At 42.4% G+C, this 12,484-nt stretch carries 8 protein-coding genes; 4 read left to right on the forward strand and 4 right to left on the reverse strand.

Annotation, left to right across the window (positions count from 1 at the left end):
• The first annotated feature begins 225 nt into the window (after nucleotides 1-225).
• The 4 genes from OSCIL6407_RS30460 (at nucleotide 226) to OSCIL6407_RS36995 (ending at nucleotide 9,282) form a co-directional block, all read left to right on the forward strand.
• On the forward strand, nucleotides 226-3,918 hold the full coding sequence (locus tag OSCIL6407_RS30460) for an SDR family NAD(P)-dependent oxidoreductase (RefSeq protein ID WP_007358013.1): 3,693 nt from the start codon (nucleotides 226-228) through the stop codon (nucleotides 3,916-3,918).
• A gap of 50 nt (nucleotides 3,919-3,968) precedes the next feature.
• On the forward strand, nucleotides 3,969-7,907 hold the full coding sequence (locus OSCIL6407_RS0108875) for a type I polyketide synthase (protein WP_007358014.1): 3,939 nt from the start codon (nucleotides 3,969-3,971) through the stop codon (nucleotides 7,905-7,907).
• A gap of 178 nt (nucleotides 7,908-8,085) precedes the next feature.
• The gene (locus tag OSCIL6407_RS0108880) at nucleotides 8,086-8,757 is read left to right on the forward strand and encodes a class I SAM-dependent methyltransferase (protein ID WP_007358015.1); all 672 of its coding nucleotides are present in this window, start codon (nucleotides 8,086-8,088) and stop codon (nucleotides 8,755-8,757) included.
• A 369-nt stretch (nucleotides 8,758-9,126) separates the two neighbouring features.
• On the forward strand, nucleotides 9,127-9,282 hold the full coding sequence (locus tag OSCIL6407_RS36995) for a hypothetical protein (protein WP_155523387.1): 156 nt from the start codon (nucleotides 9,127-9,129) through the stop codon (nucleotides 9,280-9,282).
• A 16-nt stretch (nucleotides 9,283-9,298) separates the two neighbouring features.
• Here the strand turns inward: OSCIL6407_RS36995 and OSCIL6407_RS0108885 are convergent, their stop codons facing one another.
• The 4 genes from OSCIL6407_RS0108885 to OSCIL6407_RS0108900 form a co-directional block, all read right to left on the reverse strand.
• Nucleotides 9,299-9,907 (reverse strand): J domain-containing protein, encoded by a 609-nt coding sequence (locus OSCIL6407_RS0108885; protein ID WP_007358017.1) that lies wholly within the window; start codon nucleotides 9,905-9,907, stop codon nucleotides 9,299-9,301.
• Between the two features lie 37 nt (nucleotides 9,908-9,944).
• A complete protein-coding gene (locus OSCIL6407_RS0108890; protein ID WP_007358018.1) occupies nucleotides 9,945-11,027 on the reverse strand; it encodes a hypothetical protein in 1,083 nt (360 codons plus the stop codon).
• A gap of 90 nt (nucleotides 11,028-11,117) precedes the next feature.
• Nucleotides 11,118-11,711, reverse strand: a complete 594-nt coding sequence (locus OSCIL6407_RS0108895; RefSeq protein WP_007358019.1) for an ATP-dependent Clp protease proteolytic subunit — start codon at nucleotides 11,709-11,711, stop codon at nucleotides 11,118-11,120.
• Nucleotides 11,712-11,745: 34 nt separating this feature from the next.
• The gene (locus OSCIL6407_RS0108900) at nucleotides 11,746-12,414 is read right to left on the reverse strand and encodes an ATP-dependent Clp protease proteolytic subunit (protein WP_007358020.1); all 669 of its coding nucleotides are present in this window, start codon (nucleotides 12,412-12,414) and stop codon (nucleotides 11,746-11,748) included.
• Nucleotides 12,415-12,484 lie beyond the last annotated feature (70 nt).

Here is a 12,484-nt window from a genome sequence, read left to right on the forward strand (position 1 = left end):
CCTTTTCGTACCTTGATTAAGCAACGCCGAAAATTGTTATATCTTCCACCATTAGCACAAACCCCCCAGGGGTTTTAACCCCTATCTATCTACTTACGTAAATACACTGAATTTATAAAGATTCTATAAAGTAGCTGCCAAATAGCTTGACTTTGCTTTGAAGCTCATATAGTGTCGTTTGTGACCTATATCACAGAGAGATTGTTAACTCTGTCACCTTTTGTAATGTCTTGTGTCACAATATCTAAGGCAACGAGCAAAAATTCTCAATGCTTATCCTCACCATCTGAAGAAAAACCGCTTCGCAAACAACTTTCCGTCAGTCACGGAGAACCTCTGACGCTAGCCCCTAGTGCTCCTACGAACCTTTCCCAAGCTCTGCAACAGGCGGCAATTCATTCTCCCCATCAAGGCATTGTCTATATTAAGTCCAATGGTAAAGAGAGCGTTCAGTTATATCCAGACTTACTAGAGGAAGCCCAGCGAATCGTTGGCGGATTGAGAAAACTCGGACTAAAGCCGCAAGATAAGGTAATTTTCCAGTTCGATCGCAATCAAGACTTTATTGCTGCTTTTTGGGGATGCGTTTTAGGGGGGTTCGTTCCCGTACCGATCGCGATCGCTCCCATCTACTCCGAATCTAATGGATCTGTTACAAAGCTGCACCATGCTTGGCAGATGTTAGAGCAGCCGACAATTCTAACTAACGAAAAACTAGCTCCCTCAATTCTTGCTCTGTCAAAGTCTTGGGGAGTTGATAGTATTCAAATTGAAACTATTGAAGAGTTGCAAACCGGTACTCCTGACAAACGCGCTGAAAATAGTAATCCCGATGATTTAGCTCTATTGCTGCTCACTTCTGGAAGCACGGGAGTACCCAAAGGGGTAATGCAAAGCCATCGCGCTTTACTCAGCCACTCTGCTAGTACCTCCCAGATAAATAACTTTAACAATAAAGATATCTCACTGAATTGGATGCCTCTCGACCACGTTGGTGGTCTAGTCATGTTTCACATTCGAGATGTTTACTTGGGTTGCAAACAAATCCACGTTGTCAAAGAAGCTATCTTGCAAAACCCGCTCCTTTGGCTAGATTTGATCGATAGTTTTAAAGCAACAATTACTTGGGCTCCAAATTTTGCCTATGCGTTGATTAATAAACAGGCTCACAAGATTAAATCGCAACATTGGAATCTATCCTCAATGCGGTTTATTTTAAATGCAGGTGAGGCAATTGTTGCTAAAACAGCAAGACGTTTTTTAGAGTTGCTTTGCCCCCAAGGACTGCCAGCTAATGCGATGCGTCCGGCGTGGGGAATGTCAGAAACTTCTTCAGCAATTACTTTCTCAAACAACTTTTCATTAGACTCAACAGCGGAGCATGATGCCTTTGTAGGAGTAGGATCTCCCATTCCTGGTATTTCGATTCGTATTGTTGATAGTAATAACCAAGTATTTGAGCAAGAAACGATTGGACGCTTACAAGTTAAAGGAGTTTCAGTCACATCTGGTTACTATCAGAATCCCGAACTAAATCAAGAAGTTTTTACCGAGGACGGATGGTTTAATACGGGAGATTTAGGCTTTCTCAAAGGTGATAATCTAACTATTACAGGTCGCGCCAAGGACACGATTATCGTCAATGGTCTCAACTACTACAGCCATGAAATTGAAGCAGTAGTTGAAGAAGTTGAGGGAGTAGAAGTCTCCTATACTGCCGCCTGTGCCGTCCGAACTCCTGATAGCAACAGCGATAATTTAGCAATCTTTTTTCATACACATATTTCCGAACCGAACCGCTTGGCGTTACTACTCAAGGATATTCGAGCTAGTATTGTTAAAAAAGTTGGGCTGAATCCAAATTATCTGATTCCAATTGAGAAACAAACGATTCCTAAAACCGAAATTGGGAAGATTCAGCGATCGCAATTGAGCCAGCGTTTCATAGCTGGCGACTTTGATAGTATTCTCAAACATTTGGATATTGCTACCAGCAACGGTAACACATTACCAGACTGGTTTTATCGCCCGATTTGGCGACCAAAAGTAGCGATTCCCGCAACAACTCAGTCAATAACAGGCGCAACCCTAATATTCCTTGATTCGATAGGATTAGGAACTTACTTGAATGTAGAACTAGAAAATCGTAATAGTCCCTGTATTAAGGTTGCAATTGGCGATGAATTCACCAAGATTGATACCAATCACTATAAAATCAACCCCAAACACGCCGAACACTATCTGCAACTACTAGCATCACTCTTAGAAGATAAGATAGCAATTGTTCGGATTCTGCATTTGTGGACATATCAAGCATATTTAGGAGAGATTGCCAACTTAGAAGCACTAGAAGAATCCCTCGACCTTGGGGTTTATAGTTTACTTTTCCTCACCCAATCACTGACCAAGCTTAAAGCTGCGAACCATTCAGTACAATTACAGGTAATTTCTAGCTATTCACAGCCAACTTCACCCGATGACAAAATTGCATCGGAGAAAGCTCCAATTTTAGGACTGGTCAAAACAATTGCCCAGGAAATCGTTGGTTTGAAATGCCGGCATATCGATCTCCCTATAGATATAGATTCAGTTGCAGTGAATGCGCCTTATATTCTCACGGAGATTCAGACAGATAGCAACGACTCAGAAGTGGCATATCGCAACGGACAGCGTTTAATTCCCCGCTTAGAAAAAGTTTACTTGACCATAGCTGAAAAGCAAAAACTTCCCTTCCAAGCTGGCGGAATGTATTTGCTGACTGGAGGATTAGGAGGAATTGGTGTTGAGATTGCCAAGTATTTGCTCGAAACTTATCAAGCTAGGTTGTTATTAGTCGGTAGAACTCAATTGCCTCCTAGAAGTACATGGGAGACTCGGATCAAACAGGCAGATGTTGTTGCTCAAAAGATCGGGGCTTACCTAGCATTAGAGAAACTTGGGGGAGAGATTATCTACGAAGCTGTTGATATTTGTGATTTTACTCAGTTGCAACAGGTTGTTAACCAAGCTCAGTCTCTTTGGCAATGCAAATTACAAGGAGTGATTCACTCAGCAGGAATTTATCAAGAAGGTTTACTGGTTAAGGAAACCAAAGATAGTTTTGCAAAAACGCTGCATCCGAAAGTTTTTGGTACTTGGGTTCTACATCAACTCATACTTAAGCATCCCAACCCTCTTTTCATTAGTTTCTCTTCGGTGAGTAGCTTTTTTGGAGGGGCGATGGTGGGTGCTTATAGTGCAGCTAACCATTTCCTAGACTGCTTTGCTCATTACCAAAAATACCAGTGTTCAATAGAGAGCTATTGCTTTAATTGGAGTACATGGAATGAGGTAGGCATGAGTCAAGGCTATCGGGGAAAAGATGCACTCCACGCGAGAGGTTACAAATCCATGTCAGCAAAAGAAGGCTTGCATTCTTTCCTAACAGGGTTATATAATGATCGAGCAAACCTCTTAATTGGGTTGGATGGAAGTAAAAGCTTTATTCAACAATACACAGAGGTAACTGAAGCCGTAAAACACCCTCTTAATCTTGAATGTGAAAGTCCTAAATCGCAGCGAAAAAAAACCGCTACCACTGCCAAAACAGAAGTAGAAAAAACAATTGCTTCTATTTGGAAACAAGTGTTAAATATAGATGATCTCGATATCCACGATAGCTTCTTCGATCTAGGTGGAAACTCCTTACTTGTAGCTCAGGTGACTGGGAAGTTACAGGAATTTTTACAGCGAGATATTTCCATGAGCGAAATGTTTCAGTACCCCACCATTAGCTCGATCGCAAAACATTTAGACAGTCCAGAAAAACAAATCTCCCTTAATCAGTTGCGTCAGAGCAAAAGTCCAACTGATAAACGTCGAGAACTCATTCAGAGACAGCAGCAAATTCTGTCTAGAAAGTCACGAAATCTAGTCTAAATCCATATCAATTTGTCAACAATATAACAATTAATCAGGAGTCCATTAGAATGGAAGCAGTTGAAAACGTGGGTGTCGGTAATGAACTAGATATTGCCGTTATTGGGATGTCGGGTCGCTTCCCTGGAGCAAAAAATATTGATGAATTTTGGCAGAATCTACAAGATGGGGTAGAATCTATTTCCTTTTTCTCAGAAGCAGAATTGGAAGCTGCTGGTGTTGATGCTGCGACTGCCAGCGATCCGAATTATGTGAAAGTAGCTCCTGTACTAGATGATGTTGATTTGTTTGATGCTTCCTTCTTTGGCTATAGTCCGAAAGAAGCAGAAATGCTAGATCCTCAAAACCGGTTGTTCATGGAGTCTGCTTGGGAAGCTCTGGAAACTTCTGGCTATAATCCTAAAAATTATTCAGGTTCAATTGGCGTTTATGCCAGTCAATCTCTGAGTACATACCTGTTAAGAAATGTTTATCCCAACCTTGATTTTCGCAGTTCGATTCTCTCATCAAGAAATGTCCAAGCTTTGATTGCCAATGAGAGAGACTTCTTACCAACAAGAGTTTCTTACAAATTCAACTTAAAAGGCCCAAGTCTCAACGTTCAAACAGCTTGTTCGAGTTCATTAGTAGCTATTCACTTAGCTCGTCAAAGTTTATTAATGGGTGAATGCGATATCGCTTTAGTCGGTGGAGTTTCCATCTATCTTCCCCAAAATGCAGGCTATTTGTATGAAGAGGGAATGATGCACTCTCCCGACGGACATTGCCGAGCTTTTGATGCCAAATCTAAAGGAACAGTTTTTAGTGGCGGTGTCGGTGTTGTCATTCTCAAGCTACTCGCTAATGCTATTGCTGATGGAGATTGTATTCATGCAGTAGTTAAAGGTTCAGCAATTAATAATGATGGTGGTTTTAAAATCGGCTATACAGCACCCAGTTCTCAAGGTCAGGCAGAGGCAATTGCCGAAGCAATTATCAATTCAGGAGTAGATGCTGAAACTATTACTTATGTAGAAGCTCATGGCACAGGAACTCTCCAAGGCGACCCGATTGAAGTTACAGGATTAACTAAAGCTTTCTCACACTATACCGAAAAGAAAGGCTTCTGCGCCATTGGTTCAGTGAAGCCAAATATTGGACATACTGATGTAGCAGCCGGAGTTACCAGCTTCATTAAAACTGCGTTAATGCTGAAACACAAATTGTTAGTTCCCACTATCAACTTTGAAGAACCAAATCCCCAAATAGATTTTGCCAATAGTCCCTTCTACGTCAACACAAAACAGCAACCTTGGACAACTGAAAATGGCATTCCTCGCCGCGCCGGAGTCAGTGCTTTTGGCATTGGTGGCACTAATGCTCATGTTATCTTAGAAGAACCCCCAGAAGTAGCCTCCATACCATCAGAAACCGAACGACCATTGCATTTATTATGCCTCTCAGCAAAAACTGAAAAAGCTTTAAATGAATTGGTGGCTAAATACGAAACTCACCTAGAAATATCACCAAATCAGCCCTTAGCAGATATTTGTTTCACTGCCAATGCAGGACGTTCGCACCATAATTACCGCATCGGAATTGTAGCTGATTCCGCACAAGATTTACGCGAACAATTAGCAGATTTTTCCGCAGGTGAAGACTTTAGCGAAGTTATTACCAAATGCTCTAATACTAACCCGCCTAAAATTGCCTTCCTATTTACCGGTCAAGGTTCCCAATACATCGGTATGGGGCGCGAACTTTACGATACTCAACCTACATTCCGCCAAACTCTCGATCGCTGCGATCGATTGCTAAAACCCTATTTAGAAGTGCCACTGCTAGATGTTCTTTACCCAAAAAAAGGCGTATATTCTCCTCTCAATGAAACAGCTTATACCCAGCCAGCTTTGTTTGCTTTCGAGTATGCTTTAGCTCAATTATGGCTATCTTGGGGTATCAAGCCAGATGCAGTTATTGGTCACAGTTTAGGCGAATACGTAGCCGCCTGTATAGCCGGAGTTTTCAGCTTAGAAGATGCCATAAAGTTAGTGGCAGAACGCGGTCGGCTGATGCAAGCACTACCTCCAAATGGCGAGATGGTTGCGATTTTAGCGAATGCAGAGTTAGTAAAAGCCGCCATCGCACCCTACCAGCCAAATGTGGTAATTTCAGCTATCAACAGCCCAGAAGAAACAGTTATTTCTGGAACTTCTGAAGCTATTTCTGCGGTACTTTCAGACCTGCAACCTCAAAAACTGTGGACGCATAAGCTCACAGTCTCCCACGCCTTCCACTCGCCTTTAATGGCACCGATTCTAAATGATTTTAGCCAAATTGCAGCTCAAATCACCTATGCAGAACCACAAATTGAGCTGATTTCAACAGTAACAGGAGAAAGCGCCCAAGTCACTGATATGGGATGCGCTGAATATTGGTGCAATCAAATTCTGCAACCTGTCAATTTTGAAAGCGGAATCAATACACTTTCAGCTCTACAAATTGATATCTTCCTTGAAATTGGAGCTCACTCTCCATTAATCCAGATGGGGCGCAGATGCCTCCCAGAAACAACAGCAGTTTGGTTGTCTTCACTTCACAAAGAACGCTCCAACTGGCAGCAATTACTTGCGAGTTTAAAAGCATTATACGTTCATGGAGCCGATGTGGATTGGGCGGCATTTGACCAAGACTATTCCCGTCGCCGAGTGCTACTTCCTACTTACCCATTCCAGCGCCAAAGATATTGGATTGAGCCAGCAGCAAGAGTAATAGTCAGCGAACAGCAGACCTCACTTGCACCAGTGCATTCCATCTTTGAAGAAGCAGATCTGGCGCTATCTACGGCGGGATTAAATTCCCAAAAAGTAACTTGGCGTGATAGAATATTAACTGCCAAAAATAGCGATCGCCCTTCTTTATTAGAGTCTTATCTTTGTCAGCAAGTAGTCCGGGGATTGGGAGTAAAACGATCTGAAGTCTGCCTCGAAGCGTCTTTAAGGGAGTTAGGATTTGATTCTTTAATGGTCGTCGAACTCAAAAATCAGATTGAGAAAGATTTGGAAATCAGCTTGCTAGTGAAAGAACTAATAGCAGGGCCTTCTATCACTCAGCTAGCCCTAAAAATGAGTTCTCAACTAACGCCAGCAATAGAAGAATTATTGCCAACACTTGAGATTGCAGCTTTGACAGTTCCTCAAGATACTAATTTGAGTTGGATTAATAAATCTGAGTTTTCTACTTCTGCAAAAATCCGCTTATTTTGCTTTCCATACGCTGGTGGTGGCGCTTCAACCTACCGCAGTTGGGAGTCACAGTTACCACCAGAAATAGAAGTCTGTCCAATACAGCTTCCTGGCCGCGAAAACCGCATCAGCGAAGCGCCTTTTACTGAATTTACAGAGTTAGTTGAAGTTTTGGCAGATGTGCTGAAACCAATGCTCGATCGGCCCTTTGCATTCTACGGACATAGCATGGGTGGGCTGCTAGCTTTTGAGGTAGCAAAGTCCCTTCGCAATCGGTTTGGCTTGTTGCCAATTCACTTGTTTATTGGGGCAACTATTGCTCCCCAATTACCTAATCCTTTCCCAGCTCTCGATTTGACTTCTCCTCTGAATTTGACTAGGTTTCTCCGCAGTTTAGGAACATCATCTAAAGTGCTGCAAAACACTGAACTGATGGAGGCGCTGTTACCGACTATGAAGGCAGATTTTCTTGCTCTTGAGAGCTATACTTACAAAGATAATGCACCGCTTGATTGTCCGATTTCGGCTTTTGCGGGAAGCAAAGATCGCTTTGTGAGCCAAGAAGATATGGCAGCATGGAGTATACAAACTTTGAGCCGCTTCCACCTTGAATCTGTTGCCGGTTCTCACTTATTTTTAGAGAGCGATCGCGAACAGGTTTTACAAACTATTTGCCGCGAGTTAGCACCTAATAGCTTGCTACATCACCAAGTCTCTCCTTTTAGTCGCTCCTTAACATCATCTGGCGTTAATTCTCATAAATAAATAGGTATGCAGTTGCGTTAAAGTGCTCTTTATGTATGCGACAGAGCGCTAAAGTGTAACTACATACCTTGATTTAAAGTGACAGAGACTTTCGTCCTAAAAGAAAAGAGAAAAAGAATAAAAAGGGCGATTGTAAAGGATTTTAGATCGTCTAACAACTAACAACCAAGGAAAAATCATGGATGCAACTTCTTTTCCCATCAACCAAGAGCGAGTAATCAAAGGACAAGCCGTTTACACGGAAGATATTTTGTCTGAATATGACAAGATCGTGGGAATTTCTGCTCGTTTTTTGTGGAAATGCTCTTATTCTAGGCTACTCAATTTCTACAACAAAAATATTTCTGCTTGCCACTTAGATGTCGGAGTTGGATCGGGATATTATTTGGATAAATGTCGCTTTCCTTCTGAGCAGCCAAAAATTAGTTTGTTAGATCTAAATGCTAATAGTTTAGAGTTTACATCAAAGCGGATTAAACGCTACAATCCCTCTTGCTATCAAGCATCTGTGCTGGAACCATTACCCCTGGAACCGAATCAGTTTGATTCGATAGGCATTAACTACCTATTGCACTGTCTCCCTGGAACTCTGGCGACGAAAACAGTAGCCTTTGAGTACCTTAAACCTTTGATGAAAGATGGTGCGGTTTTATTTGGTTCGACTGTTCTCGGCTCTGGAGTGAAGCACAATTATTTAGGTAGAATAGTAATGCACATTTACAACAACACTGGTGTTTTCACTAATTGGCAGGATAACGTTGAAGATTTAAAAGAGGCATTAGCATCGAATTTTTCGAGTTATTCAGTTCAAGTTGTTGGTTGTACTGCACTATTTACGGCAAGAAAATAATAAGTAGAAGGGAGAAAGCTTTTGTTATCTAGAATGGCAAGATGGAAAAGACTTATGCCTTTTACTGATGCCGCTACAGGTTAGGGAGAGCCACAAAGCAATCTCTCTCCCCAGCTCTTGAACTTCCTACTGGTTTGAAACCTCCAAAAAAAAAGAGAGAGCCACCTTAGCGACTCTCCCTGCCATCAGGGTGCATCTAACTAACATAATATACCACTCTGGTAATGTGGGGTTATACCCCTTATTTAAAGTTTTGGTAAACAAACCGTTCTGGATTGTGATGTTAGTGTGAGGAGTGGGGGAGGATAGGGAGGATGGGAGGAGGATTTAGCTACTCTATTTTAGGGGTAGCAATGCCTCGATCGCTTGATGAGTAAAGCGTCGCTCCTCCTGAATATCGCTCAAGATCGACGCGACGATCGCAGACTGATTGAGATGACACTAAAGAATTACGATCGTCGCGATCGCTCCCTGAGATTGCTGCGGATGCAATTCCGCAATAGTAAAATGCGTACCTCCTGGTAATGAAAAACGCCAGAAGTTAATAAATCCGTTCCAAACGGCGAAAATCCCGCTCAACTTCCGCCCAGAGAGCACGGTTGTGAGGGTCAGTCCGCAGAGCTTTTTTCAGATAACTTCTCGCTTTATCAACCTGGTGTTCGCCGATCAAGTGCCTTCCCCAGCGCTGATAAGCGATCGCCTGCCATTGCCGCACCTCCAAATCATCAGGAATGCGCTGGGCCAAACCTTCCACCAGTGCGATCGCGCGCGGGAACCTCTGATATTTAAGCAACTGCTGTAACTGTAAATAAGAATCCCGCTTCAACTTTTGGTCAGCTTCCGACAGCGCCCCATTATATTCAATAGGTCGTTCTTTGCGAGTTACTTTAACTGCCTGTGGTTGAGGCCGCACTGTCGCCGATGCGGATGTCGAAACAGACTGTTTCCCCTCCTGAACATCAGGCGGCGCAACATCCAAGAGAAACTTATAAGCCTCCGTCAAGGCAATAAACTTATTCTTAGCTGCTTCATCCCCAGGATTTACATCGGGATGATACTCTCTCGCCAGCCGCCGATAAGACGACTTAACTTGCGACAAACTCGCACCTAATCTTAACCCTAACTGCCGATAATAATCTGCAATATCCATCTATTTTAAGACGGCAAAACCATATAAAAATATATCATTAGTTGGTGCTGTTAGCAATGATTTCTAAAATCCTAAAAATAAAATTGTGAGGTAATAGCTGTTCAAAAGCAGCGCGAGATTTGCGGCATACCTCAGCAAACTCTTCCTCCGAAAGTCGATCGTGAAAAGCTTGGATATACTCTCCAATCCGATGCACTTCCGAAAAAGGAACTATCACACAAAAATCTTCCCATTTCATTCCGCTCAACTCCGGTAATAATCTATTGGTATCAATCAAGACGGGAATTCTCCCTGCTGACATCACCTCCCAGAGTCGGTAACACCCATTATCGTCTCCCCTCATCGTCAATATATAAGCATTATTCTCGATACTTTCGATATACTCGGCTCTTTGGCGCTTTTTTTCTTCTAGTGGTAGACTATAAAATTCTCCTTTTCTTTCAATCACAAAAGTTTGTAGATTTTTCGCTTTTCGCACTTCATTAATTATTTTTTTTCTGACTAATTGTGCAATCAACATTCGCTGTGTCAACTTCAAATTCCGATTAACAAAAATGCTCCCTGCCATCGAGTTAACCATAGAATCCGAAAATTTAACATAACGTAATATAAGCGAATTTAGTCGAGATGGATATTCAATATTTCCTACAAAACTGACAGTAGGAATTGATGGCTTTGGGATATTTGCCTTCTCTCCTAGGTCAAAAATCCATTGGGGTGTGGGTATTAATTTTTCTTTTTTATCTCTGTAAGTTGACGATGCAAAAAATATTTCTCCTTGATAAGGCTTATACTCCGAACAGTTTGAAAAAGTGACGAGAGTCCGTTTTGATGCTGATACTTTACGCCTGAATTTATCTAATTTATCTTCCTTTTTCAGACGATAATAGTTTGCAATAAAATGTGGAATTACCACAATTTTCCCTGCATCTGCCAAGTTTGTAAAGCGGTGAATCTTGACTAACTCCGGCAATTTATCCCTGAGTAAATTCCAAAACTGTAACTCTGGATTAGTCTCCGGCGGGCTGAGGTGCATTAGCAGGGGAACTTCGCGGACTTCAGGAAGTAGTAAATCTTCATTGAGCCATATTTCTAGGGGTTTATTAATTTGGTCGTTCATTTTTTTTTCTCTTACTATAATCCCTGTTTATTCTCAACTATAATTTAGCCCCAATCTAGGCGGGCGGGGTACTTTCCCCGCCACAACTGATTATACCCTTTCCTCAATTACCTGGTCAATGAGACCATATTCTTTCGCTTCCGCAGCAGACATGAAATAATCGCGATCGGTATCCTTCTGAATTTTTTCCAAAGTTTGACCCGTCCGCTTAGCTAACATTTCATTGAGTTGTTGTCGCACTCTCAAAATTTCCTTAGCTTCAATTTGAATGTCTGTTGCTTGGCCGCGCGTACCGCCAAGAGGCTGGTGGATCATAATCCGTGCGTGAGGCAAAGCCAACCGCTTACCCTTAGTCCCTGCTGCTAATAGGAAAGCTCCCATTGAAGCTGCTTGACCAACGCACATAGTAACCACTTCAGATTTAATGTACTGCATGGTATCAAAAATAGCCATGCCAGCAGTAACAGAACCCCCCGGTGAATTGATATAGATAAAGATCGGCTTAGTAGAATCATCAGAATCTAGGTATAGCAAATACGCAACAATTCGATTAGCCAAACCATCCGTTACTTCTTGACCCAGAAAGATAATTCGTTCCTGACTGAGACGAGTGTAAATATCAATCCACCGCTCATAGGTACTACCGGGGAGACGGTATGGGACACTAGGGACACCAATAGGCATAGGACTCTACTCGTTTTATGAGGGTGAACAAAATTTACTTGAGAGCAGCCAAAGGTTTAGGCAAGTCTTTGCTACTTTCTAAAACGCGGTCTAGCAGACCGTATTCTTTGGCCTCAGCCGGTGTCAGATAAAACATTCGATCCATGTCTTTGGCTATCTTCTCTACAGTTTGACCAGTATTTTTAGCGAAGATTTCCACAACAGTTCTCTTGTTTAACAAGACTTCTTGAGCCATGATTTGGATGTCAGTAGCTTGACCTCTGCCACCAGTTTTAGATTGGTTCAAAACTATAGTAGCGTGAGGCAAGCTTGCCCGGAATCCTTTGGTACCTGCTGACAGAATCATAGCTGCCGTTCCCATCGCCTGACCAATACAAATTGTATGAACAGGAGGCTTGATGTAACTCATAGTATCGCAGATAGCAAAGGCTTCAGTTTCCAAGCCAATTGCATAGCCCTCATCTCCCCAAGAAGTACCACTGGAGTTGATGTAAAAATAGATCGGCTTTTCGGGGTCGTCAAATTGCAAATAGAGCAGTTGAGCAATAATTAGCTCAGTGACATCTATGCCGACATTCCGTTTAATCTCATCTGAGGAAAACAGGGGCATCCCCAGATAGACAATCCGTTCCTTCAACAACAGCGATTCTAAATCCGGCGGGGGCGTGCGGTAGTTCGCATCCCCATAGTAAGACGATTGCATAGCTTTAATGGGTGAGTTGATACGGAGTTGTCGGTAGAGCTGGTGGAGCTATCCTTAAAGAAATAGTAGC

Origin of the sequence: Kamptonema formosum PCC 6407, assembly GCF_000332155.1 — a bacterium.
Taxonomy (GTDB): Bacteria; Cyanobacteriota; Cyanobacteriia; order Cyanobacteriales; family Microcoleaceae; genus Kamptonema; species Kamptonema formosum.